This is a genomic window from Streptomyces sp. NPDC032198, assembly GCF_040636975.1.
Classification (GTDB): domain Bacteria; phylum Actinomycetota; class Actinomycetes; order Streptomycetales; family Streptomycetaceae; genus Streptomyces.
This window is the reverse complement of record NZ_JBEZVL010000006.1, coordinates 143,366-166,150: the sequence shown is the minus strand read 5'-3', so window position 1 is coordinate 166,150 and position 22,785 is coordinate 143,366. Positions and strand designations below refer to the sequence as shown.

General features: G+C 70.5%; 23 protein-coding genes. 9 read left to right on the top strand and 14 right to left on the bottom strand.

Annotation, left to right across the window (positions count from 1 at the left end):
- Window positions 1-89 precede the first annotated feature (89 nt).
- Genes AB0E78_RS17485 through AB0E78_RS17475 form a run of 3 tightly spaced genes read left to right on the top strand, consistent with a single transcriptional unit; the run spans window position 90 to window position 2,112 of the window.
- On the top strand, window positions 90-740 hold the full coding sequence (locus AB0E78_RS17485) for a vitamin K epoxide reductase family protein (RefSeq protein WP_361833104.1): 651 nt from the start codon (window positions 90-92) through the stop codon (window positions 738-740).
- 38 nt (window positions 741-778) lie between these two features.
- Window positions 779-1,195, top strand: a complete 417-nt coding sequence (locus AB0E78_RS17480; protein ID WP_361833102.1) for a tyrosinase cofactor — start codon at window positions 779-781, stop codon at window positions 1,193-1,195.
- 44 nt (window positions 1,196-1,239) lie between these two features.
- Window positions 1,240-2,112: a tyrosinase family protein gene (locus tag AB0E78_RS17475; protein WP_361833101.1), complete on the top strand. Its 873-nt coding sequence runs from the start codon at window positions 1,240-1,242 to the stop codon at window positions 2,110-2,112.
- A gap of 45 nt (window positions 2,113-2,157) precedes the next feature.
- Here the strand turns inward: AB0E78_RS17475 and AB0E78_RS17470 are convergent, their stop codons facing one another.
- Entirely contained in the window at window positions 2,158-2,436 is a 279-nt protein-coding gene (locus tag AB0E78_RS17470) for a chaplin (protein ID WP_361833099.1), read from the bottom strand.
- A gap of 159 nt (window positions 2,437-2,595) precedes the next feature.
- On the opposite strand from AB0E78_RS17470, the gene AB0E78_RS17465 reads away from it, so the two are divergent.
- On the top strand, window positions 2,596-2,859 hold the full coding sequence (locus AB0E78_RS17465) for a hypothetical protein (RefSeq protein ID WP_361833097.1): 264 nt from the start codon (window positions 2,596-2,598) through the stop codon (window positions 2,857-2,859).
- 56 nt (window positions 2,860-2,915) lie between these two features.
- Here the strand turns inward: AB0E78_RS17465 and AB0E78_RS17460 are convergent, their stop codons facing one another.
- The 13 genes from AB0E78_RS17460 to AB0E78_RS17400 form a co-directional block, all read right to left on the bottom strand.
- Window positions 2,916-3,941 (bottom strand): beta-ketoacyl-ACP synthase III, encoded by a 1,026-nt coding sequence (locus tag AB0E78_RS17460; RefSeq protein WP_361833096.1) that lies wholly within the window; start codon window positions 3,939-3,941, stop codon window positions 2,916-2,918.
- Window positions 3,938-4,600 (bottom strand): DUF6875 domain-containing protein, encoded by a 663-nt coding sequence (locus AB0E78_RS17455; protein ID WP_361833094.1) that lies wholly within the window; start codon window positions 4,598-4,600, stop codon window positions 3,938-3,940. Before AB0E78_RS17455 ends, AB0E78_RS17460 begins: the two co-directional genes overlap by 4 nt.
- Window positions 4,601-4,774: 174 nt before the next feature.
- On the bottom strand, window positions 4,775-5,416 hold the full coding sequence (locus AB0E78_RS17450) for a hemerythrin domain-containing protein (RefSeq protein WP_361833092.1): 642 nt from the start codon (window positions 5,414-5,416) through the stop codon (window positions 4,775-4,777).
- A gap of 64 nt (window positions 5,417-5,480) precedes the next feature.
- Window positions 5,481-7,319, bottom strand: a complete 1,839-nt coding sequence (locus AB0E78_RS17445) for an acyl-CoA dehydrogenase (RefSeq protein ID WP_361833090.1) — start codon at window positions 7,317-7,319, stop codon at window positions 5,481-5,483.
- Window positions 7,320-7,362: 43 nt separating this feature from the next.
- Window positions 7,363-8,469 (bottom strand): histidinol-phosphate transaminase, encoded by a 1,107-nt coding sequence (locus AB0E78_RS17440; protein WP_361833088.1) that lies wholly within the window; start codon window positions 8,467-8,469, stop codon window positions 7,363-7,365.
- A 56-nt stretch (window positions 8,470-8,525) separates the two neighbouring features.
- Window positions 8,526-10,175 carry an AMP-binding protein gene (locus AB0E78_RS17435; protein WP_361833086.1) on the bottom strand — a complete coding sequence of 550 codons (1,650 nt, stop codon included), beginning with the start codon at window positions 10,173-10,175 and terminating at the stop codon, window positions 8,526-8,528.
- Between the two features lie 2 nt (window positions 10,176-10,177).
- Entirely contained in the window at window positions 10,178-11,188 is a 1,011-nt protein-coding gene (locus AB0E78_RS17430) for an acyl-CoA desaturase (protein ID WP_361833085.1), read from the bottom strand.
- Window positions 11,189-11,218: 30 nt separating this feature from the next.
- Window positions 11,219-12,697, bottom strand: coding sequence for an MFS transporter (locus AB0E78_RS17425; RefSeq protein WP_361833083.1), 1,479 nt, complete (start codon window positions 12,695-12,697; stop codon window positions 11,219-11,221).
- Window positions 12,698-12,749: 52 nt separating this feature from the next.
- Window positions 12,750-13,700 (bottom strand): SDR family NAD(P)-dependent oxidoreductase, encoded by a 951-nt coding sequence (locus AB0E78_RS17420; protein ID WP_361833081.1) that lies wholly within the window; start codon window positions 13,698-13,700, stop codon window positions 12,750-12,752.
- Between the two features lie 21 nt (window positions 13,701-13,721).
- Entirely contained in the window at window positions 13,722-14,738 is a 1,017-nt protein-coding gene (locus AB0E78_RS17415) for an SDR family oxidoreductase (RefSeq protein WP_361833079.1), read from the bottom strand.
- Window positions 14,735-16,060, bottom strand: coding sequence for an FAD-binding oxidoreductase (locus AB0E78_RS17410; RefSeq protein ID WP_361833077.1), 1,326 nt, complete (start codon window positions 16,058-16,060; stop codon window positions 14,735-14,737). Before AB0E78_RS17410 ends, AB0E78_RS17415 begins: the two co-directional genes overlap by 4 nt.
- On the bottom strand, window positions 16,061-16,954 hold the full coding sequence (locus tag AB0E78_RS17405; protein ID WP_361833076.1) for a cyclopropane-fatty-acyl-phospholipid synthase family protein: 894 nt from the start codon (window positions 16,952-16,954) through the stop codon (window positions 16,061-16,063).
- The gene (locus AB0E78_RS17400) at window positions 16,951-17,199 is read right to left on the bottom strand and encodes an acyl carrier protein (RefSeq protein ID WP_361833074.1); all 249 of its coding nucleotides are present in this window, start codon (window positions 17,197-17,199) and stop codon (window positions 16,951-16,953) included. Before AB0E78_RS17400 ends, AB0E78_RS17405 begins: the two co-directional genes overlap by 4 nt.
- A 206-nt stretch (window positions 17,200-17,405) precedes the next feature.
- On the opposite strand from AB0E78_RS17400, the gene AB0E78_RS17395 reads away from it, so the two are divergent.
- From AB0E78_RS17395 to AB0E78_RS17375, 5 genes are all read left to right on the top strand, one after another.
- Window positions 17,406-19,193 (top strand): thiamine pyrophosphate-binding protein, encoded by a 1,788-nt coding sequence (locus tag AB0E78_RS17395; RefSeq protein ID WP_361833072.1) that lies wholly within the window; start codon window positions 17,406-17,408, stop codon window positions 19,191-19,193.
- Window positions 19,190-19,861, top strand: coding sequence for an SRPBCC family protein (locus AB0E78_RS17390; RefSeq protein WP_361833070.1), 672 nt, complete (start codon window positions 19,190-19,192; stop codon window positions 19,859-19,861). Before AB0E78_RS17395 ends, AB0E78_RS17390 begins: the two co-directional genes overlap by 4 nt.
- Window positions 19,858-20,883: a 3-oxoacyl-[acyl-carrier-protein] synthase III C-terminal domain-containing protein gene (locus AB0E78_RS17385; RefSeq protein ID WP_361833068.1), complete on the top strand. Its 1,026-nt coding sequence runs from the start codon at window positions 19,858-19,860 to the stop codon at window positions 20,881-20,883. The genes AB0E78_RS17390 and AB0E78_RS17385 overlap by 4 nt, the downstream gene beginning before the upstream one ends.
- A gap of 83 nt (window positions 20,884-20,966) precedes the next feature.
- Window positions 20,967-22,163 carry an FAD-dependent oxidoreductase gene (locus AB0E78_RS17380; protein WP_361833067.1) on the top strand — a complete coding sequence of 399 codons (1,197 nt, stop codon included), beginning with the start codon at window positions 20,967-20,969 and terminating at the stop codon, window positions 22,161-22,163.
- Between the two features lie 93 nt (window positions 22,164-22,256).
- Window positions 22,257-22,751 (top strand): hypothetical protein, encoded by a 495-nt coding sequence (locus AB0E78_RS17375; protein ID WP_361833065.1) that lies wholly within the window; start codon window positions 22,257-22,259, stop codon window positions 22,749-22,751.
- The last annotated feature ends 34 nt before the right edge of the window (window positions 22,752-22,785 follow it).

Below are 22,785 nucleotides of genomic sequence, written 5' to 3'. Positions count from 1 at the left end.
CCCCACGGACCCTGTCCTGCCGAGAGATGCACAACTACTGCAAAAGGGTGCCGGGCCCGCCGCCGGTGAACCCAGTGAGGACCGCATCGATGCACACCACGACCTCTCTCCCCGAGGCCCGTAAGCCCGAAGCGCCCTTAGGACACGTGGGCCCGCCGTCCGGTGGCACCGGCGGGAGCCGTGCGTTCGCGCTGCTCCTGGTGATCACGGGTGCCGCGGGGCTGCTCGCGGCCTGGGTCATCACGCTGGACAAGTTCAAGCTCCTGGAGGACCCGAACTTCTCGCCGGCCTGCAGCCTCAACCCGGTGGTCTCCTGCGGCAACATCATGAAGAGCGAGCAGGCGGCGGTCTTCGGGTTCCCGAACCCCATGCTGGGCATCGCCGCGTACGCCGTCGTGATGTGCGTCGGCATGAGCCTGCTGGGCGGGGCGCGCTTCCCGCGCTGGTACTACCTGACGCTGAACGCGGGCACGCTCTTCGGGGTCGGCTTCTGCACCTGGCTCCAGTACCAGTCGCTCTACGAGATCAACTCGCTGTGCCTGTGGTGCTGCCTCGCCTGGGTCGCCACGATCACCATGTTCTGGTACGTGACCTCGTTCAACGTCCGCCACGCCCTGCTGCCCGCGCCCTCCGGACTGCGTACGTTCCTCTCCGAGTTCACCTGGGTGTTCCCGGTACTGCACATCGGCATCATCGGCATGCTGATCCTCACGCGCTGGTGGGACTTCTGGACCAGCTGACACCCCCGTAAGGCAGCACGCACAGGGAGACATCGCCAGTGAACGACGGAGCAGCGGGCAGCGTGCCGGGCGGGGAACGTTTCACGCGCCGGGCCACGCTGCGCAACCTCATCGCGGTGGCCGTGGCCGCCGTGTCGGCGCAGACCGCCCTTCAGTGGTGGACCCGGCAGCCGGCCAAGGAGCCGCTGTCCGACGCCATCGGTGACGGCTCGTTCGACGAGATGTACGCGGGCCGCCACATCCGCGGGGCGAGAGCCGCCGGGGGACATCAACACACGGGCGCCGGCTGGGACATCACCGTCGACGGGCGTCCGCTCCACCTCATGCGGCGCGCGGACGGCGGCTATCTGAGCATGATCGACCACTACCAGTCGTATCCGACGCCCCTCATCGCCACCCGCGGAGCAGTCGACGAACTCGGTCGCGGCCAGCAGCTGCGCGGCAGGAACGCCTGAGCACTGCGCCGCACCGCACACCCGGACGGCAGGAGCGAACCGACGTGGTCTACACGCGCAAGAACCAGGCCCGGCTCACCAGCGCCGAGAAGCGGCGCTTCGTCAACGCGGTGCTCGAGCTCAAACGCAGCGGCGAGTACGACGAATTCGTGCGGGTCCACATCGAGCACTACGTGTCCGACGGGGACAACGGACTGCGGGTGGCCCATATGACGCCCTCGTTCCTGCCCTGGCACCGCAGGTTCCTCCTGGACTTCGAGCGGTCCCTGCGGCGGGTGGACCCCGCGGTGTCCGTCCCGTACTGGGACTGGACGGCGGACAGGACGGCGGGCGCCTCGCTCTGGGGCAGTGGGCTCATGGGCGGCAACGGGCGGCGCTCCGACCGGCAGGTCATGACGGGACCCTTCGCCCGCAAGAACGGGATCTGGATCATCAGGGAAGGGGAGACGGACGGCGATTTCCTCATGCGCGACTTCGGCCGGCCGCAGAACCCGATCGAACTGCCGACCGAGGCGACGCTGGCCTGGGCCATGCGCGACCCCGTGTACGACACGGAACCCTGGGACTCCACCTCGTCCGGCGGGTTCCGCAACAAGCTCGAGGGGTGGACGTCCGGCACCGGCAACAACAAGTGGCGCAACCACAACCTCGTGCACCGCTGGGTCGGCGGGCACATGCTCGGCGGCGCGTCGGTCAACGACCCCGTCTTCTGGCTGAACCACGCCTTCGTGGACCTGCTGTGGGACCGCTGGCAGGCACGCCATCCCCGCTCCGCGCCCTACCTGCCCGAGAAGCCCCCGCGGGCCGGGCACGGTCCGCTGCACGGCCGCATCTGCGCCCGCCACGAGGGGATGCCGCCGTGGGACGTGAAGCCGGACGACCTGATCGGCCATCGGGGCATCTACCGCTACGCATGAAAAAGCCCCCGGCGGTCAAGGACCGCCGGGGGCTCACACACGGGGTCAGCCGCCGTAGCCGCCGTGGCCGTGGCCGTGGCCGCCGTCGGCGTTGACGCACGTGTTGCCGAACGCCGGGTTCAGCAGCCCGATGACGTCCACAGTGTTGCCGCACACGTTGACCGGGACGTGGACCGGGACCTGGACGAGGTTGCCCGAAAGGACGCCGGGCGAGCCCACGGCCGCACCCTCGGCGCCCGCGTCCGCCATGGCCATGCCGGTGCCACTGAGCACCACGGCGCCCGTGCCGAGGGCGACAGCGGCTGCCTTCGCGATGCGAGACATCACGTTCTCCTTTGAATTGACGAGTACCGCCGCATGTACGCGGCCGTACTGTCCCTTCAACGGCGTCATCGACCACAGGTAACGGCACTGATCGGTACATCATTGGTGAAAACGGCCGGGCGCCCGTGTCCAGCGCTGTTCCGAGCCGTTGCGCATCACATGATCTCAACACGACGCATGGCCGCCGCCCTGGCTCTCGCCGCCGGCGCCACCGCCCTGGCCGCGCCCGCCGCGAGCGCCGCCCCCATCTCCCCCACCGCCACGCTCGACTCGCTGGCCTCGTCCTCGATCCCCGAGGACCGCCGCGCCGAGGTGCCGACCGTCACCCAGCAGCTCAACGGCCTCAACAACCTGTACGAGCTGCAGCAGCTGCACCAGCTGACCGACCTGGCCGCGCCCGTCACGGGTCTGCTCAACGCCTAGTACCGGTCACGCGCGAACGGCGGCGGGGTCGGGTCCTTGCAGGGCCCGGCCCCGCCTCACGGCAGGGTGGCCACGACCGACGCGTACGAGAGACCCGCGCCGTAGCCGAGCAGCAGGGCCGTGTCTCCGGGCTTCGCCTCGCCCGACGCGAGCACCGCGTCCATGGCGAGCGGAATGGAAGCGCCCGAGGTGTTGCCGGAGGTCACGATGTCCTTGGCCACCCGCACGCCGTCCGGCAGGCCGATGCGCTTCGCCATCGCGTCGATGATGCGGACGTTGGCCTGGTGCGGGATGAAGACGTCGAGGTCGGCGGGGGTGATGCCCGCGGCCTCCAGGGCCTGCGCGGCGACCTCGGCCATCTCGTAGACGGCCCAGCGGAAGACCCGCTGCCCTTCCTGCCGCATCCACGGGAACTCCTCGCCGGGCGCGTCCCTGAGCACGTCCCACGGGGCCGTCTGCTCGATGGCGTCCGCCTGGGAGCCGTCCGCTCCCCAGACCGCCGGGCCGATGGCGGGGGTCTCGGAGGGGCCGATCACCACGGCACCCGCTCCGTCCCCGAAGATGAAGGCGGTCGAGCGGTCCTTGAGGTTCAGCAGGTCGGTCATCCGCTCCACGCCGACGACCAGGACATGGCCGCCGCGGCTGCGGACCGCGTCCGCCGCGAGCACCACGCCGTGCACGAACCCGGCGCAGCCCGCCGACACGTCGAAGGCCGCCGCTCCCCGGGCGCCGACGCGGTGGGCGATCTGGGTCGCGACGGCCGGAGTCTGCTTGAGGTAGGTGAAGGTCGCGGCGATGACGCAGGTGATGTCGGCCGGGGTGATGCCCGCCGCCGCGATGGCCTTGGCCCCGGCCTCCTCGGCCATCACCGCCAGGGTCTCGTCGGGGCCGGCCCAGCGCCGGGTGTGGATGCCCGTGCGGGCGCGGATCCATTCGTCCGACGAGTCGATCTGGCGGGAGGCCTCTTCGTTGTCGACGATCCGTCGCGGGCGGTACGTCCCCACGCCCATGATCCGTGCGAAGCGGGCGCCCTGTGACGTGTTCAGTGCCGGGCTGGATGCCGGGCTGGATGCCGGGGTCATGAGGTGCCCCACTTGTCCCGGGCCTCGGCGAAGGCCTCGGCGAACATCGGGTCCGCCACCGAGCCCCGCTCGTGCCTGCCTCCGTACCGCTCCTCGTAGGCGGCGAACCACTCGGGGTCCGAGTCGAGGAACAGGACGTCGTGGAAGGCCATCCAGCGCATGGCCAGCATCGGCACCGGTGAGCGCGACACCTCGAACTCCGGGTTGCGCGCCGCGCGTTCGTCGCAGTCCGGGTGGAACTGCGCCAGCATCAGGCCGCGGCCCACCAGTTCGGGCTTGGCGAGCGTGTGCGCCTCGTCGAGCAGGCGGTGGCTGCCCTCGGGGAGTCCCGTGAGGACCAGGACGAGGGTGTGCAGGACGCGGTTGCGGCCCTCCCATCGCATGGCCTCGAAGGCCTCGGCCATCCGGCGTACGAGGTCGACCATTCCTTCGGCGTCGGTGTCCGGGTCGACCGGCCACTCCTCGATGCGGAAGCTCTGCGCCTTCATCGAGGATTCGACGAACGGGCAGACGGCGCCCTCCCGGTTGATACGCTCGTGCGGCCGCATGATGAACTCTTCTATCCACTGCCGCCCCCGTTCCAGGGGCGGTGCGGCCGAGCGGTCCGGTGTGTCCGCCCTCCCGTACTGCGGAGTGACGGCCGATGCCGACGGGCTCATGAGGGTTCCCTCCGTGATTCAGGACGCACTGAACCGCCACCCGGACTCGCGTGACACAGAGGGGTGTTGAGGTCGCCGTGCGACCAGCGGTTCAGCTCGTACGGTGGTGGTCTTGGCCGGTCAACTCTCTTCAGGGTGTCGCGTGTTCACGGGCGCGTGGCGGGCCTGCGGATCTCAGTAGTTGTCGCCGAAGGCGGCGCGCTGCCGCTTCTCGAGCCAGCCGCTGAACAGCCGCCCGATCGGCGCCGCCGCGACGCCGCCCTGCTCCCCCGGTCCGGCCACGGAGAGGAGCCAGGCCGGCATGAAGCGCAGCGTCCAGCCGGGGGCCGTCTTGCGCATGTGGGTCGCGAAGCCCTTCCAGATCTGCTTGCCGAGGGCCGGGGCGAGCCGGCCGAGGAGCTCGCGCTCCTCGTCGCCCGCGTGTCCGGCGAGCTGTTCGCGCACCTCCTTTGTGCGTGTGGCCAGCTCCGCCGCGACCGCGGGGTCCGTGCCGAGTCGTCTGCTCGTGTCGTGCCAGGTGTGCAGGACCTTCGCCAGCTCTTCGTGCTCGGCGGTCATGAGCGCCAACGCCTCCTGGTCGGCGCCCAGTTCGCGCAGCCGGGGCCAGAGGAAGTCGTCCTCGCCCTCGTGGTGGTGCTCGATCACCTGGAACAGCTTGTCCACGTAGTCCAGGAGGGCGGCGGCCTGTGCGGCATCGGGCGTACGGGCCAGCTGCTCGGCGCTGCGGGCTACGCGGTCGAGGTCGCGCACCATGGCACGGTGGGCCAGCAGCATCGTCTGGTGGCCCGAGGGCAGGTGGGCGATGGACTCGGTCATGAATGACGCTCCTTACAGGTCGACGGCGGGCTGTTCAGGTGTCCGCCCGCCGGGTGCTCCGGGTTCACCAGGCCTCGTCCGGCACGGTCATGAGCACCGTGTCCGTGTGCTCCGCGACGGAACGCTCTGCGGTCAGCAGCGGAAGCACCTCCTGGGCGAAGAACCTGGCTGTTGCGATCTTGCCTCGGTAGAAGGCCGCATCGGGGGCGTTCAGGCCATTCCGCCGCTCCGCCAGCCTCGACTCGGCCACCGCCGCCTGGCGGAGCAGGAGCCAGCCGACGAGCACGTCGCCCGCCGCCATCAGGAGCCTGGTCGTGTTCCGCCCCACCTGGTACATCGCCGTGGATTCCTCGAAGGACCGCAACAGGTGTCCGCCCATGACGTCGACGATGGCCCGCAGTTGTGTCACGGCGTCGGCCAAATAAGCGTGTGCTTCCACGAGTTCGCCGTCCGTCACGGCGGAGGCAGTCTTCTCCACCTCGGCCAGGAGCGCTCCGAGCGCGGCACCCTGGTCCTTCGCGACCTTGCGGAAGAAGAAGTCGAGGCCCTGGATCGCCGTGGTCCCCTCGTACAGCGTGTCGATCTTGGTGTCGCGGATGTACTGCTCCAGCGGGAAGTCCTTGAGATAGCCGGCGCCGCCGAAGATCTGGAGCGCGTGGCCCAGCTGCTCGCAGGCGCGCTCCGAGCTGTAGCCCTTGACGATGGGGAGCAGCAGGTCGTTGAGCGCCTTCGCCTCCTCATCCGTGCCGCCCGCGGCCTCGGCCTCCGCGATCCGGTCCTGCACCGTCGCGGTGTGCAGGACCAGGGCGCGCAGCCCTTCGGCGTACCCCTTCTGCAGGAGCAGGGAGCGCCGGACCTCGGGGTGGCGGGTGATGGGGACCTTCGGCGCCGACTTGTCGCCGAAGGCCGCGAGGTCCGTGCCCTGCAGGCGCTCCTTGGCGTACGCGACCGCGTTCAGATGGCCGGTGGAGAGGGTGGCCGCCGACTTGGTGCCGACGATCATCCGGGCCTGCTCGATGACCTGGAACATCTGCCGTATGCCGTCGTGCACGTCGCCGAGGAGCACGCCGACGGCGGGCTGTTCGGCGCCGAACGTGAGCTCGCAGGTGGCCGAGGACTTCAGGCCCATCTTCTCCTCGAGGGCGGTGGCGAACACGCCGTTGCGCTCGCCGAGCCGGCCGGTCGTGGCGTCGGCGACGTGGAACTTCGGCACCAGGAAGAGGGAGAGGCCCTTCGTTCCCGGCTTGTGGCCCTCGGGCCTGGCGAGCACGAAGTGGACGATGTTCTCGGCCAGGTCGTGTTCGCCGGAGGTGATGAACCGCTTGACGCCCTCGATGTGCCAGCTGCCGTCCGGCTGCTGGACCGCCTTGGTCCGGCAGGCCCCCACGTCGCTGCCCGCGTCCGGCTCGGTGAGCACCATGGTGGCGCCCCACTGCCGGTCGACCATGAGGCGGGCGAGCCCGCGCTGTTCCGGGGTGCCGAGCCGGTCGAGGATCTTCGCGAAGCCCGCGAGCCCTTGGTAGAGGTAGAGCGACGGGTTGGCGCCGAGTGCGAGCTCGGCGACGGCCCAGCGCAGCGACGGCGGCACGTCGGCGCCGCCCAGGGAGGAGGGCAGGTCGAGCAGGTGCCAGCCGGACTCCATCCAGGTGCCGTACGCCTGCTTGAAGGAGTCGGGCAGCGTGACCGAACGGGTCGCCGGGTCGTAGCGGGGCGGGGTGCGGTCGGCCTCGACGAAGGGGGTCGCCAGTTCGTGCACGGCGAGCCGCTCCACCTCGGCCAGGATGCCGCGCGCGGTGTCACGGCCCGTCGCCTCGAAGGCGCCCCTGCCGTACGTACGCTCGCAGCCGAGGACCTCGAAGAGGTTGAACTCCAGGTCCCGCAGGTTCGACTTGTAGTGGCTCATGACGCGCTCCCTCGCTCCTTCACGGCGATCGCGGGCCGGTGGGTCAGTGATGTTCGAGCAGGGCGGTGAGCGCCGTGGCGAGGCGCTCCACCTCGTCCACGGTCCCGACGGAGATCCGCAGGTAGCCGGGGAGCCCGAGCACGTCGAGGTTGCGCACGAAGATGCGGTGCTCGGCGGCGAGCCGGGCCGCGAACGCCACGCTGTCGCCCGGGGCCGTCCCCTCCCCCGGCGCCCCCGGCACCTTCACCATCACGAAGTTGGTGACGGACGGGGCGTGTTCGATGTTCAGGTTGTCCAGGGACTTGTAGAGCAGCTCCCTGGCCTGGGCGTTGTCCGCGCGCACCCGCTCGATGTGCTCGGGCTGTTCGAGGGCGCGCAGCACGGCCCGCTGAGCGGGACGGTTGACGTTGAAGGGCAGGGCGCCCGCGACGGCGTTGATCCTTCCGATGACGTCCTGGGGGCCGATGACGAGCCCCACGCGGACCGAGGCGAGTCCCCATGCCTTGGAGAAGGTGCGGGTCACCAGGATGCGGCGGCCCTTGCGCACCTCGTCGAGGGCGAACTCGTGGGCCTGGCCCGCGAAGTCCATGTACGCCTCGTCGAAGACGAGCACCGTCCCGCTGCGCTCCGCCGCGTCGATGAGCCGCGTCACGCCCGCCCGGTCGAGCACCGCTCCGGTGGGGTTGAGCGGGTTGCAGACGAAGGCGAGTTCGGCCCCCTGCTCCATCGCGGCCACGACCCCGTCGACCGGGATCGACGCGTCCCGCAGCGGGACGGTGTGCGCCCGCGCCCCGACGGCCGCGGCGGACACCACGTACCCGGGGAAGGTGGTGGCGGTGGTGACGACCGAGGCGCCGGGCTCGCGCAGGAACGCCATCGAGGTGACGAGGACCAGCTCGTCGGTGCCGTTGCCGACCGCGATCATGTCGGAGGTGACCCCGAAGTGACCGGCGAGCCTCCCGCGGAGTTCGGCGCACTCGCTGTCGGGATAGCGGTTGAGGTAGCTCGCCGCCTCCGCCCGCACGGCGTCGACGGTTCCGGGCGGCGGGCCGTACGGGTTCTCGTTGAGGTGCAGTCGCAGATGGTCCTCCCTGCCGACGATCTCGGTGTCGGCGAAGAAGCCCGGCGGTGGAGCCTGGACCTGGGGCATGGTGGATCCCTTCTCGTACGGTGTCGCCGGGCAGGCCGCCCGAACGGCCTTGGGGGTCAGCCCAGTTGGACGCGGGCTATCGTCTGCAGCTGGCCGGCGTCGCCGCCGAGCAGGGCCCGGCAGCGGAACCGCTGGATCTTGCCGCTGGGCGTCCTGGGCAGATGTCCGCGCTCCACGAAGACGCACTCGGAGAGCGCGATGCCCGACTTCTCCCTGGCCACGGCGGCGGCCTGGTCGGCGATGAGCGCGAAGTCGGCGCTCTTGCGCGTGGGTTCGAGGAGCAGGACCAGCTTGGAGACGCCGCCGCCGGCCATGTCGACGAGTGCCGAGCAGCCCTTGCGGACCGGCCCCATCGCCTCGACCGCCGATTCGATCTCACTGGTGTAGACGTTGCGTCCGCCCACCGAGATCAGGTCGTCGGCCCGGCCGACGAAGTACACCTCGCCCTCGTGGACGAAGCCCAGGTCACCGGTGTGCAGGACGCCGTCGTGGAAGCGCTCCGCGGTGCGCTCGGCGTCGTCGAGGTAGCCGGAGGCCAGGCTCGGCGAGTCGACGCGGAGCTCGGAGACACGCTCCGGGTCCTTGGTGGTCACCGTGACGCCGGGCAGCGGCGGCCCGTTGGAGACGAGCCGGGTGGCGCCCGGCGCGTCCTCGGGGACCTCGATGATCCGGCCGTCGAGCAGCGCGGGCCCGTCGAAGCTGCGGGTGACGGGGACCGCGCCCAGCGGGGTGCAGGAGACCGCGAGGGTCGCCTCGGCCATTCCGTACGCGGGCATGAACGCCGTGGCCTTCAGGCCCGAGGGGCCGAACGCGGCGACGGTGGCCTCCAGGGTCTCCCAGTCGACCCGTTCGGCGCCCACCACGCAGACGTTCAGGGCCAGTTGTCTGGGCAGCTGGTTGCGGCCCTGTGCGCGGGCGGCCAGGTGCAGGGCCGTGTTGGTGCCCGCGGTCATGGTCGCGCCGTACTCGGACATGTCGCGGAACCAGGTGCGCGGTGCCATGCCGAACCGCTCGGGCGACGACAGGACGAAGTCGTAGTCGAACGCCCAGGCGTGGAGCATCGTGCCGAAGATGCCCATGTCGTGCGAGAGCGGCAGCCAGGAGGCGATCGTCTCGGCGCCGGGGCGCCCGCCGGTCATCTCGTGCAGCATGTGCAGATGTGTGCCGATGGCCCTGGTGCTGAGCTCGCAGCCCTTGGGCAGGCTGGTGCTGCCCGACGAGTACTGGATGAAGGCGGTCTCCTCGGCGCCGGGCGGCGACGGGTCGAAGCCCTTGTCGCTGTACAGGGACGTCCAGTTGAGCACCGGGAGCCGCGCCGCGAGCTCGGCGGGGACGAGCGGCGCCAGGCCCTCGTCGATGAGGAGCACCGTGGGGCCGAGGCGTTCGGTGAGCACGGTGAGCTGGGCCCCGTACTCCTGCGGGCTCTGGCCGCGGGCGGGCAGCGGGAAGGAGGCGACGGCCCCGCCGGCCAGCCAGATCGCCAGGAGTCCGCGCAGGGTGTGCGCCGAGTTGGTCAGGACGGTGGCGACCCGGCTGCCGGGCCGCACGCCGGCGGCCCGGAGGGTCGCGGCCATGCCGTGGGCGTCGGCGACGACCTCGCTCCACGGCATGTGCCCGAAGCCGTCGTCCTCCTGCCAGTGGTGCAGGACTCCGTGGGAATCGTCGCGCAGGAGGAGATCCCAGAGTCCGGTGCCGGTGGTTGCCATGGTCACTCCACGTCCACGAGGGAAAGGTCGGACCCGCCGCGTGAACGGTCCGCCATGGGGGCGATCTTCTGCTGGCTGACCAGGAGTTCCTCCTGGCTGAGCTTGCTGCCGCTGACCCGGCTCACCCCGGCCTCGCGCATCGTCATCCGCTCGGTGTCGATCCGGATGACCTTCCAGGCGAGGCGGGTGGTCTCCAGGCTCCAGATGAAGATCGCGGAGAGGTCGACCTCGTACCACTTCATGCCGTGCCGTGCGGAGCGCGGGAACGCGTGGTGGTTGTTGTGCCAGGCCTCGCCGAAGGAGGGCAGGGCAAGCCAGGCGACGTTCCGCGACTGGTCGGTGGTGGTGAAGCGGCGGCGGCCGAAGACGTGGCCGACGGAGTTGACCGCGTAGGTCATGTGGTTGATCAGGAAGATGCGGACCAGGCCGCCCCAGAGCATGCCCGTGAACAGCGCCTGGACGGAGCCGCCCGTGATGGCGAAGGCCAGCAGGCCGGGCAGGACGACACCGGCGGCGACGACGGCCACGAAGTTCTCGCTGAGCCAGCGCAGCGGCTTCTCCCTGACGAGGTCGGGGCAGTAGCGGATCGGGTCCGAGCTGAGGTCCTCGTCGAAGAGCCAGCCCAGGTGGGCGTGCCACATGCCGGCGATCGCGCCCTTGAAGCCGGGCTCGAAGCCCAGGTGCGGGCTGTGCGGGTCGCCTTCCTTGTCGGCGACGCGGTGGTGCTTGCGGTGGTGGGCCGCCCAGATGATCGGCGGGCCCTGGCCCGCCAGCACCCCGGCTGTGGCGAGGGCGACGCGGATCGGCTTGTACGTCTCGAACGAGCGGTGGGTCAGCATCCGGTGGTAGCCGGTGGATATGCCGATGCCGGAGGTGACGTACATGACGACCGTGACCAGCACGTCGGTCCAGCCGAATATGTGGTTCCAGGCCAGCACCATGGCGGCGCCGAGTGCGAACAGGGGCACCAGGGAGGCCGCGAGCATGTACCAGCGGTGTTCCTTGCCGTCCATTTCTTCTCTTCCCCTTGCTGTGGTTGGTCTTCAGACGCCCGAGGTGGTCTCCGGGTCGAATTCGGTACGGAGCGCGGGCAGGACGAGTGAGAGGAGCGCGGCGCAGCCGGTGAGCACGGTCCCGACGAGGAACACGGTGTGGAAGCTCGTCAGGAGGGCGTCGGGCATGGCCGCGCCGGACGCGATCTCGTCGTCCAGGCGGGTGCTCGCCAGGGTGGCGAGGACGGCGAGGCCGATGGCGCCGCCGATCTGCTGGCCGGTGTTGAGGACCCCGGAGGCCGCGCCCGAGTCCGCCTTCGGCACGCCGCTGACGGCGGCCACCACCAGGGGCACCATCGCCAGGCCGTACCCGGCCGCGCAGAGCAGCAGGGTGGGCAGGATGTCGGAGGCGTACGAGGCCTTGAGCGGGGCGTTGAGCAGCAGGCCGAGGCCGGTGGTGGCGGAGGCGAGGCCGATCAGGCACAGGACGCGGCTGCCCAGCTTGGGCAGCAGCTGGATCGCGATGCCGGAGAAGACCGCCATGGTGATGCCGAAGGGGGCCCAGGACACTCCGGCGCGCAGCGGGGACCAGCCCAGGAGGTTCTGCATGTACTGGGTCAGGAAGAAGAAGATCCCGTACAGGCCCGACGCGGCGAGCAGCATGATCATGTTGGCCGCGGAGATCTGCCGGCTCGCGAAGATCCCGAGGCGGATCAGCGGCTCGGGAGCGCGCTGTTCCCTGATGACGAAGGCCACCAGGAGCAGGCCGGAGCCGACCAGGCCCGCCACGGTGGCGGCGGAGCCCCAGGGGCGGTGATTGGTGCTGATCACGGTGTAGACGAACAGCAGCAGGCCGCCGGTGATGAGGACGGCTCCCATGCCGTCCGTCGCGGGCCGCTTCTGGGGAGCGCCGTCCTCGCGGTCGGCGAGCGCCGGCTTCAGGGCGAGGGCGAACAGGAGCACACCGACCGGGATGTTGATGAAGAACACCCAGCGCCAGTCGACGAGATCGGTGATGACCCCGCCGAGCAGTACGCCGGAGACTCCCGAGATCCCGGTGAGTCCGCCCCAGATGCCCAGGGCCTTGCGGCGCTCCTTCGCCTCGGTGAAGACGGTAATCAGGATGGACAGCGCGGCCGGACTGAGCAGCGCGGCCCCGAAGCCCTGGGCGCCGCGCGCCACGATCAGCATCTCGGGAGAGTTGGCCAGACCGCAGGCGAGCGAGGCGGTCGTGAAGACCGCGAGGCCGGTGAGGAACACCCGCCGCCTGCCGAACAGGTCGGCGCAGCGGCCGCCGAGCACCAGGAAGCCGCCGAACAGCAGCATGTAGGCGTCGACGACCCAGGCCAGCGAGGCCCGGTCGAAGTCGAGGGTGGTGCGGATGGTCGGCAGCGCCATGGAGACGACCGTGTCGTCGATGATGACCATGAACTGTGCGCCGCAGGTCACCGCGAGCGCGAGCCCTGCCGCCTTGGTTGCCGCGCCGCCGGGTACGGCTGCCGCGGTGGACGAGGCGGTTCCCCTGCCCATATGCCTTCTCCTGTTCGCCGAGCTGTGTGGGGGTGTTCCAGTGGACCGGAGGTCAGGAGGCCGCGGCCCGGGCGACGACCCGGTTGAGGCGGTCCATGCGCGTGGCCAGGCTCATCCGGCCCTCAAGACGGAAGGCGGGCAGCCGCCTGCCGTCGACGTCGCTGAAGCCGTACTCGTCGGCCAGATCGCCGGTGGAGAGCACCTGGCCCGAGCGGCTCAGGACGTCGGGGTCCGCGGCGAGCGCGTTGATCGCGCGGCCCACGTACTCGGGCGTGTGGACGACGGCGGCGGGGCCGTCGCCGAGTGCCTCCCAGGCCGCCTCGACCCGCTCGGTGCGGACGAACCCCGGGTGCAGCGAGAGCGCGGCGATCTTCTTCTTGCGCAGGTCGGCCGCGAACGCCTTGCTGAGCCGGTCGTTGGCGGACTTGAAGACGTCGTACGCCGCCTGGCCCAGGTAGGTGTCGCCGTCGGTGAAGCCGATGCCGACGATCAGCCCGGTGCTGCCCTCGCCCCGCTCGAACATCAGCGGAGTGAGCAGCCGGGTGATGTCGTACTGGGCGCGCAGCGAGCCCTCGCACAGTTCGTAGCGCCACATCGGCTGGTCCCAGAACGGGGCGTCGAACCGTACGTCGCTCGAACGCTCGTAACCCGCCCAGGCGTTGTTCACCAGGAGGTCGAGTTTGCCGTGCTCGGAACGGATGCGGTCCGTGAGTGCCTCGTTGTCCTCGGTCGACCGGTGGTCGCAGCGCACGGCGATGCCGGTGCCGCCGCGGGCGGTGACCTCGTCGGCGGTGTCGTCGACCGTGCCGGGCAGTCCTTCGGTGCGGCCCTCGGTACGGGTGCTCCGCCCGGTGACGTACACCGTCGCGCCGGCGCTGCCGAGGGCGAGGGCGATGCCGCGGCCCACGCCCCGGCTCGCGCCGGTGACCACGGCGACGGATCCGTCGAGCCGCGGGGGCTGCCACTCCTCTTTGACGGGGTTCATGGGGTTCGCGGGGTTCACGGTTGCGTCCTTCCTGACTCTCTAGCTGAGGTGGGCGGAGGCGTATTCGAGCGTCCGCTGGTAGGCGTCCGTGTCGTGGACGAAGGGGACGCCGTAGCGCTCGCGCAGTTCCGGCATCGACGTGGGCAGGACTCCGCCGCCGCAGCGCGTGACCTCGCTGACGTCCCGCAGGACGGACAGGTAGGAGCGGGCCAGCGGAGGCAGCCGGCGCAGGTCCTCGGGGTCCAGGGCGTCGGGGTCGGTGACCGGGGGCGGGGTGAGGGTGCGGCCCAGGCCCGCCGCGTGCTTGGCGCACACGTCGATGGCGGCCTCCATGTCCATGGCCTCGTCGCCGTACGTCACCCAGAACTCGCCGCTGGTGTCCCCGAGTTCGACGGCCGCGAGCACCGCCTTGGCGAGCAGGTCCTGCGGCACGATGTCGATGCGGTTGCCCTCGTGCACGGGGATGAAGGGAGCACGGCCGCGGCAGATCCAGTCGGACATCAGCTGCACGATCTGACCGCGCGAGGTCCAGCCCGTCTGCGAGTCGCCGATCAGGTTGGTCGGCCGGAACACGGTGTGCGGCAGGCCGCTGTCGCGCAGGAGCTGCTCCGAACGGAGCTTGGACCGCACGTAGTTGGCGGTGACGTTGGTGTCGCTGAGCCGGTGCGGGGCGGTCGACGAGAGCGCGGCCACGAACGCGGTGCTCATGAAGTGGACGGTGGCGCCGGAGAGTTCGGCGAACTCGATGACCCGGCGGGTGCCGTCCACGTTCACCGGCTTGTAGCGCTCGTCGGGCAGCCCCCACTCGGTGAGGCCCGCCGAGTGGATGACGGTGTCCACGTCCCGGACCAGCGCGCGGTAGCTGTCCTCGTCGAGACCGAAGCGCGGCTGCGCCAGGTCGGCGTCGAGCACGTGCTCGGTGCCCGCGGGCAGGGCGGCGCCGCCGGGCCTCGCCATGGAGATCAGCCGGACCGGGCGGCCCGGCGCCTCCTGGAGGATGGCGCGGCCCACGACGCCGGACGCGCCGGTGAGCAGGACGGTGCGTTGCTCGCTCATGCCCGGGACTCCTTCCACTCCATCAGCCGTGTGGTGGCGCGGGCCCCGACGTAGAGGAACGGCTCGGGCGGGAAGTCCCGCTGCTTGCGGTGCTTGTCGTCCACGTAGAGGAGCCGCGAGTACTCGGAGTCCTTGCCGAGGACGAGGTCGCGCAGGACCTTGCCGCCGGTGTGCGTGGCGGCGATGCCGTTGCCGTTGAATCCGTAGCCGTAGAAGACGTTGCCGCCGGGCAGCGACCCGAAGTGCGGGGCGTAGTCACGGGTGACGTCGACGGTGCCGCCGTACGTGTAGGTGAACTTGACGTCCCTCCACATGGGGAAGAACCGTGCGAACTCCTTGTGCAGCTCGCGGTAGGCCCGCTGGTCGTTCATGCGGCGCCGGCGCATGTCGCGGCCGAAGAAGTACAGGGCCGGGCCGCCCGCCCACATGAGGCGGTTGTCCGCGGTGAACCGGGCGCACGTCAGGAAGGTCTTCGCCTCGACGAGACCCTCGCGGCCCGCCCAGGCGATCCGGCCGAGCTGCTCGTCGGTGAGCGGTTCGCTCACCATCGCGTAGCTCCAGATGGGCACGGTCTTGTTGCGGAACTTCTCGAAGGTGAACTGGTGTGCGTTGGCCGCGATGATCACCTTGTCTGCGGTGATCCGGCCGCCGGGTGTGACGACCGTGGGCCGCACCCCGGGGTCGACGCGCAGGACCGGGGTGTTCTCGTAGACGGTCACCCCGCGCTCCTTGACGACCCGGGCGATGCCGCGGGCCAGGCGGAACGGGTTGATCAGGGCGCCGCCGGTGCGCATGGCGCCCAGGATGGCGGGCGAACCGATCAGCTCCCGTGCCTGCGGGCCCGAGAGGAGCTCGGGCTGCTCGCGGCCCGCGATGGTGGTGGCGAGCTCCCGGTCCGCGCGCAGGCGGCGCAGCTGGGCCTGGTCGGTGGCGACCATCAGGTAGTCGTTGGCCTCGTACTCCGCGTCGATCTTGTTGCGGCGCGTGAAGCGGCCGATCTCCAGGATGGAACGCCCGACGGCCTGCGAGGCCTCCAGGGCGCGGCGGGTGCCGAACTCCTCGACCAGGGCCTGGATGTCCTTGCCGATGGTGGGCGTGACGAAGCCGTCCGCGCGGCCCGACGCGCCGTAGCCCGAGTGCTTGGCCTCGACGATGCGGATGTCGAGCGCGGGCTCGGCCTCCTTGAGGAAGTGCGCGGCCCACAGGCCGGTGTAACCGCCGCCGACGATGGCGACGTCGCAGTCGACGTCGTCCCGCAGCGGGGGCTCGGGCGTGACGGACTCCGTCTCGTGCCAGTAGACGACGTTCTTTCGCGTGCTCACTCAACGCCCCTTTTCGAGAATGATCCTCGCGAGGCCCAGGTGGCGGTTCTTGAAGTGCCGCACGCTCGCGCCGAGATAGTTCTCGTAATTGACGACGTTGTCCTCACCCGAGATGCGTACGGCCGCTTCCCTGTTCTCCTGGAGGCGCCGCAGCCATTCCGCGCAGGTCCGGCTGTAGTGGTCCGGGTCATTGCGCAGGGACACCACGTCGAAGAGCTTTTCGCTGGATTCGATGACCTCGGAGAGAGCCGGGATCTCGGATTCCGGGAAAATGGTCTCGATGATGAACATGAGCTCACGCACGGTGGCCTTGTCCATCACGGTGTTGTTGCCCTTGACATTGGTCTGCAGGGCGATGCGGCCGTGCGAGGGCAGCCACTCGTAGCAGCGCTCGAAGAACTCGCGGTAGGCCGCGATGCGTTCGGCCCTGGAGAGCCCCGTCTTGGCGAAGTGCTCGAACGCGCCGATCGAGATGATCGCGTCGTAGCCCTCCGCCGGCTCGTGGTTCAGCCAGTTCTCCACCCGGATCTCGGTGCGCGCGATCCCGGACGCCCTGACCAGTTCGGCCTGGCTGTCGCTGAGGGTGAGCCCCGTCGCGTGCTGCACGCCGTAGATCCCGGTGAGGCGCTTGAGGAGGCTTCCCCAGCCGCAGCCCACGTCCAGGACCCGGCCGGCGCCCGCTGCCCTGGCACCCTCGATGAGGTAGTCCAGCTTGCGGGCCTGCGCCGCCTCCAAGTCATCCTGCAAACCGGCGAGTTCGGCGCCCGACTCGTCCCACAGCGCGCAGGTGTAGGTGAGCGAACCGTCCAGCCACAGGCCGTAGAAGTCGTTGGAGACGTCGTAGTGGTGCCTGATCGCCTCGGCCGTGGCGCCCTGGTAGGCGGCGGTGCTCATGCGGCGGCGGCCGTCTGGGTGGACTCGACCAGCTTGACCAGGTCGCCGACGGTCTTCACGTTCGCCGCCTGGCTCGGGTCGAGCTCGATCTCCGCGTCGTCCTCGACGGTGTAGACGATGTCGGCGATCTGCAGGCTGGAGAGACCCACCGAGTCGAAGGCCGTGTCGGCACCGAGCGTGACGCCCGATGCCTTGTTGCCGAGCTTCTTCGCTATGAGGGCGCAGACGGTTTCAACGGTGATCACGATCGTTGTTCCTTCCGGTCGTTGCGTGGTGCGGTGAGCGATTGACCAGAACCTAACTTCGGGCGCCTCCACCGGACATGACAGAGCGGTATGGCAGATCCCTGCCATACCAGGGACGCGGCGGGCTGGCAGGGATGTGCCACTTGCCCGTGGTGGGCCATGAGACCTGCAATAGATGGACCACCGCCTGGAAAGAGGGACGGTCCATGAGAAACCAATTCCGCGTGGTCGACTTCATCGTCGACTTTCTTCGCCGGCAGAACGTCGGGCATGTATTCGGAGTCGGTGGCGCCAATATCGAAGACCTCTACGACGCGATGGAGCACGCGGAATCCGGCCCGCTCGGCGTGGTCGCCAAACACGAGTTCTCGGCGGCCACCATGGCGGACGGATATCACCGCGCCTCCCAGCGCCTGCCGGTGATAGCCGCCACCTCGGGCGCCGGGGCCATGAACCTGGTCCCCGGGATCGCCGAACTCAGGGCCTCCTTCGTGCCCGCCCTCGTCCTGATCGGGCAGCCGCCCACCTCACTGGACGGGCGCGGTTCCTTCCAGGAGACCAGCGGGCTCGCCGGATCCATCGACGCGGAGCGGCTGTTCGGCGAGATCGCCGTGCACTGCGTACGCGTCGGGGACCCGGAGTCCATCACCGCCGCGCTGCCGCGTGCCCTCGCGGCGGCCCTTGACCCGGCCGCGCCGGGGCCCGCCGTGCTCCTGCTGCCCAAGGACGTGCAGCAGGCCGTGCTGCCCGCCTGGGACGCGCCCGGCCCGCCGGAGCTCACCCCCTCCGAGCTCTCCTCCACGGCCGAACGCGAGCGCGCCGTGGGCCTGTTGCTCTCGGCCGGGGAGCGGCAGGGCGTGGTGGTGATCGCCGGTGAGGCGGTGGCGAGGGCGGACGCCCGGCCGCAGCTGGCCCGGCTCGTCCGGGCGCTGGGGGCACGGGTCGCCGTGGCCCCGGACGCCAAGGACGTCTTCGACGACCGCGATCCGCGTCATCTGGGCATCGCCGGGGTGATCGGCACCGCGGACGTGCAGGAGGCCCTGGAGCAGGCGTCCGCCGTGGTGCTCGCCGGCACCCGGCTGCCGCAGATGGCGGGCGCCGGACTGCACGACCACCTCAAGGGCTCGCCCGTGGTCTGCATCGACCCGCGGCCGCCGTTCCTGGAGCCGCACGAGGACCTGGTGCGCCTCACCGGGCCGCTGGCCGACGAAATGACCGTACTGACAGAGGAGTTGATGGCCAGGAACGCACCGGACGAGACGCCCGGGGCCGGACCGGCAGCCGGACCGGCAGCTGGACCAGGAGCCGCCGGGCCAGAACTCCGCCCCCGGTCGACTGAGTCGGCACCACCGCCTCCGGACCCCTCACCCTCGGGCCCGCTGGACATGCGTACCGCCGCGACCGTCGTCGGCGCCGCACTGCCCGAAGGGGCCACCGTGGTGAGCGATGCCGGCAACACCGGCGCCACCGTCATCCATCACGTCGGCGTGCCCGTCGACGGCCGGTTCATTGTCGCCATGGGCATGGGCGGCATGGGCCACAGCTTCGGGGCCGGCATCGGCGCCGCCTTCGCGACCGGCAGGCGCACCTGCGTGTTCGCCGGTGACGGGGCCTTCTTCATGCACGGCATGGAGGTGCACACCGCGGTCGAGCACCGGCTTCCCGTCACATTCGTGATCTTCAACAACAACTCGCACGGCATGTGCCACACCCGCGAGCAGCTCTTCTTCTCCGGTGACTACACCTACAACCTCTTCCGTCCGGCCCGCATCGGCGAAGGCGCCGCCGCGATGTTCCCCGGCCTCGACGCGGTGACCGCGACGACCCCGGACGAACTGCGCACCGCGCTCGCCCGGGCCGAGGCCACCCGGTCGCCCTCGCTGATCTGCGTCGAGGTCGACCCCACCGAAATGCCTCCGTTCCGCCCCTTCCAGCAGCACGCCATGGCCGTCGGCAAGAGCCGGCCCATCAACCAAGGAGTCGTACCAGGATGACCACCGCCCTCACGAACACGGACACCACCGCCGGATACGTCGCGCCGGAGCCGATCCCCGCCGACCTCAAGGACGTCCCCGGGCTGCTCCGCTGGGAGACCACGCCGCGCGAGGAGGCCCTCGCGCAGGCCGCGCAGATGACCAAGGAGTCGTTCACGTACGACGAGGTGTACGGCAAGTTCGTCACCGTCCACCAGTACATCGACGCGCCGCCGCAGGACGTCTACGACTACCTCACCAACGAGCGCAACCTCAACGAGTACACGTACAGCACCCGTGACTTCGCGCCCACCGACACCCCCGGCCTCTACCAGGGCCGCGACACCCTCCTCGACGACGAGACCAAGATCTTCCTGCGGATCGACGGCGACCCGCGCGCCCTCACCGTCGACATGAAGTGCGCCTGGGACCAGGGCGAGGAGCTGTGGATGGTCTACATCCACCGGATCATCGACGCCCAGACCGTCCTCAACAAGCCCGGCTCCGTGGTCATCTGGACCAACTGCCGTCACCCGTACTACGACAAGAACCCGCACCCGGAGCTGGCGTCGAGCCCCGAGCGTCCGTGGGTCGGCGACATGTGGAACCTCTTCTACGCCGGTCACCAGATAGAGATCGACAACATGAAGAAGATCCTGGAGCTGCGCAACGGCAGCACCGGCGCATGAAAGCCGTCAGTCTGCTCGAGCTCGCCTCCTACCTGCCCGGGGAACCCGTCGGCACGGAGTACTTCCTCCAGCACCAGGAGGATTCCGGCGAGTTGGCCGGACACACGATGTTCAAGGCGCCGCGCACCCGGCACCAGGTGTCCAGGGACGAGACGCCCGCGGACATGATGGAGAAGGCCGGTCTCGTCCTGCGGGAGCGGATCGGGGACGACGCCCTGCGCGCCGTCGACGTGGTGATCACCAACTCGCTGCTCCCCGAGGTGCCGTTCACCGGGCCGGGGGCGGAAGTCGCCCACCGGCTCGGCGTGAAGGCCGACTGGGTGCTCGACGCCCACAACGGCGGCTGCGCGTCCTTCGTGCATCTGCTGCGGCTGGCCCGTGCGCTGATCGGCTCGGGCCAGGCCAGGTCGGCGCTGCTCTTCAACGTGCAGAACAGCGCGGGCCCGGTGATGACCCAGCCCGACGTGCGCGGGCTCCCCGAGGCCGTCATCCCCGGTGACGGCTGCGGCGCGGCCTATGTGGCGGCGTCCGACGAGTCGCCGATCCTCGGCATCGAGGTCGCCAACCACGGCGAGTACACCCGGGACTGCGGCCTCGCGCTGCACGACGGGCGCAAGTACTGGGAGGCGGGCAGCAGTCAGATGCACGTCGGGTTCACGCCCGACAAGGTCTCCGACATCGTCGAGCGCGGGAACCGTCTGGTGCCGGAGGTGGTGGGCCGGGTCTGCGAGTCGCTCGACCTGAAGACCGACGACCTGGATCTGCTGATCACCAACCAGCCCAACCGGATGTTCCTGAAGCAGTGGCAGGAGCGGCTCTCCATCGGCCCCGACCGTCATCTGGACACCTTCGACCGGTTCGGCAACCTCTTCGGCGCGGCCGTCCCCATCACCCTCGACCACGGCATCCGCGAGGGCCGGGTCAAGGACGGCAGCCTGCTGATGCTGGCGGGCTTCGCCCACGCCGGTGACTTCGCGGGAGCCGCCGCCGTGCACTGGCGGGCGGGAGGCACGCGGGGGTGACCCACGGGCCCGGGGGCGGCGGTTCGCGCCGCCCCCGGTCGTCCGCAGATCACGGCAACTCGCCTGACTCACGAGGAGAGTCCATGACCCGCCCCAAAGCCGTCGTCATCGGTGCCGGCATCGGCGGCCTGACCACCGCCCTCGCCCTGCACCGGCGCGGCTGGGACACCACCGTCCTGGAACGCGCCCCCACCCTGGCACCGATCGGGGCCGCCCTGACCCTGGCCCCCAACGCACAGCGCGCGCTCGCCGCCCTCGACCTCGGCGACGAGGTCACCGCCCTCGCGGCGTGGCAGGGCGACGGCCTGATGTGCGATCCGCGGGGCCGCCCGCTGACCCGCACGAACAGTTCGGCCGTCGCCGCCCGGTTCGGCGGGCCCCTGGTCGTGCTGCGCCGCAGCGACCTGGTCGACCTGATCGTCGGGCGGCTGCCCGAAGGCGTCCTGCACACCGGCGAAGCGGCCTACCTCGCCGATGCGGGCTCCGCGGGCCGCACGGCGCACGTCAGCACTCCGCAGGGGGTGTACGAGGCGGATCTCGTCGTCGCCGCCGACGGCGTCCACTCCAAGACGCGCGGCATCCTGTTCCCCGGCCACTCGGGGCCCGCCTACGGGGGCTGGACCGTCTGGCGCATCCTCGCGCCGATGCCAGGACCCGGCTTCGTGCCGCACGAGTCGTGGGGCGGCGGCCTCGTGTGGGGCAGCCTCGTCCGGGACCCGGACAGCGTGTTCATCTACGCCTGCGCCGCGACCGAGGCGGGCGGCCGCTCCCCCGACGGCGAGAAGGCCGAACTGCTCAGACGCTTCGGCGACTGGCACCACCCGGTGCCGACCCTGATCGACTCGGTCGGCGAGGACGAGATCCTGCGCCACGACGTCTACCACATGGACGTGCCACTCGACTCGTTCCGCCGGGGCCGCACCGCGCTCCTCGGGGACGCGGCCCACGCCATGGTGCCGACCCTGGGACAGGGCGCCAACATGGCGATCGAGGACGCCGTGGTCCTCGCCCATCACGCCGTGCCGGGCGGTGATCCCCTGCCCGCCCTCGCCGCGTACGACCGCGACCGCAGACCGCGTACGACCGCGATGGTGCGGCGCGCGGAACGCATCCTGAAGCTGACGTCGCTGCGCTCCCGGGCGGCCGTATCGACGCGCGACGCGGTGTTCAGGGCCGCCTCGAAGGCCATCCCCGGCCTGCTCCTGCGCGGCTTCGACGGAATCGCCGACTGGCATCCGCCGACCGTGCGGATCCCGGTGGCCGAGCGCCACCCCCTGTGACCCGGGCGGCCCGCCGGCCGCCCGTCTGCTCAACCCCTGTGCGGTGTCACCACACCGCTGTATCAACACACCGGCAAACGAAGGAAATTGACTGTGCGTCACATCATCAAGGCCAGCACCGTTGCCACCGCCGTCCTGTTCGCGGGCGGCGTCGCTCTCGCCACCCCCTCCGCCGCGGCCCCCACCGCCGCCCAGACCGTGACGGCGTCGTACGACTGCGGCAGCTACGGCGTGTCCGACCTGACGATCGAGGCGTCGGCCGCGAACGGCACCGGCTCCGTCAAGATCTCCACCAGCGGCGGCCTGGCCCCGGTCGACATCCCGGCGAACTCGATCACCGCCACGCTGCGCCTGGAGCGGGCGGGCGGCGGCACGGTGGACTTCACCGGCACCGCCAACGACGCGGCCGCCGCCGGGCAGCCGGTGACCATCGGCGCGCTGACCGGTGCGGTGTCCGCGGGCGACAGCCTTGACTCCTACATCCCGGCCGCGGGCTCCTCCGACGCCTCGCTGAGCCTCAACATCCTGGGCACGGACAACACCTGCAAGGCCGTCTCGAAGCAGACGCCGGGGCCGATCGTCTTCTGACGTGACCTGAGCTGAGCTGATTCAACCTGCGTTC

Coding starts and splice junctions, on each gene's coding strand:
- AB0E78_RS17485 (WP_361833104.1), top strand. CDS start 90: ATGCACACCACGACCTCTCTCCCCGAGGCCCGTAAGCCCGAAGCGCCC.
- AB0E78_RS17470 (WP_361833099.1), bottom strand. CDS start 2,436: ATGTCTCGCATCGCGAAGGCAGCCGCTGTCGCCCTCGGCACGGGCGCC.
- AB0E78_RS17465 (WP_361833097.1), top strand. CDS start 2,596: ATGATCTCAACACGACGCATGGCCGCCGCCCTGGCTCTCGCCGCCGGC.
- AB0E78_RS17460 (WP_361833096.1), bottom strand. CDS start 3,941: ATGACCCCGGCATCCAGCCCGGCATCCAGCCCGGCACTGAACACGTCA.
- AB0E78_RS17455 (WP_361833094.1), bottom strand. CDS start 4,600: ATGAGCCCGTCGGCATCGGCCGTCACTCCGCAGTACGGGAGGGCGGAC.
- AB0E78_RS17450 (WP_361833092.1), bottom strand. CDS start 5,416: ATGACCGAGTCCATCGCCCACCTGCCCTCGGGCCACCAGACGATGCTG.
- AB0E78_RS17445 (WP_361833090.1), bottom strand. CDS start 7,319: ATGAGCCACTACAAGTCGAACCTGCGGGACCTGGAGTTCAACCTCTTC.
- AB0E78_RS17440 (WP_361833088.1), bottom strand. CDS start 8,469: ATGCCCCAGGTCCAGGCTCCACCGCCGGGCTTCTTCGCCGACACCGAG.
- AB0E78_RS17435 (WP_361833086.1), bottom strand. CDS start 10,175: ATGGCAACCACCGGCACCGGACTCTGGGATCTCCTCCTGCGCGACGAT.
- AB0E78_RS17430 (WP_361833085.1), bottom strand. CDS start 11,188: ATGGACGGCAAGGAACACCGCTGGTACATGCTCGCGGCCTCCCTGGTG.
- AB0E78_RS17425 (WP_361833083.1), bottom strand. CDS start 12,697: ATGGGCAGGGGAACCGCCTCGTCCACCGCGGCAGCCGTACCCGGCGGC.
- AB0E78_RS17415 (WP_361833079.1), bottom strand. CDS start 14,738: ATGAGCGAGCAACGCACCGTCCTGCTCACCGGCGCGTCCGGCGTCGTG.
- AB0E78_RS17405 (WP_361833076.1), bottom strand. CDS start 16,954: ATGAGCACCGCCGCCTACCAGGGCGCCACGGCCGAGGCGATCAGGCAC.
- AB0E78_RS17395 (WP_361833072.1), top strand. CDS start 17,406: ATGAGAAACCAATTCCGCGTGGTCGACTTCATCGTCGACTTTCTTCGC.
- AB0E78_RS17390 (WP_361833070.1), top strand. CDS start 19,190: ATGACCACCGCCCTCACGAACACGGACACCACCGCCGGATACGTCGCG.
- AB0E78_RS17385 (WP_361833068.1), top strand. CDS start 19,858: ATGAAAGCCGTCAGTCTGCTCGAGCTCGCCTCCTACCTGCCCGGGGAA.
- AB0E78_RS17380 (WP_361833067.1), top strand. CDS start 20,967: ATGACCCGCCCCAAAGCCGTCGTCATCGGTGCCGGCATCGGCGGCCTG.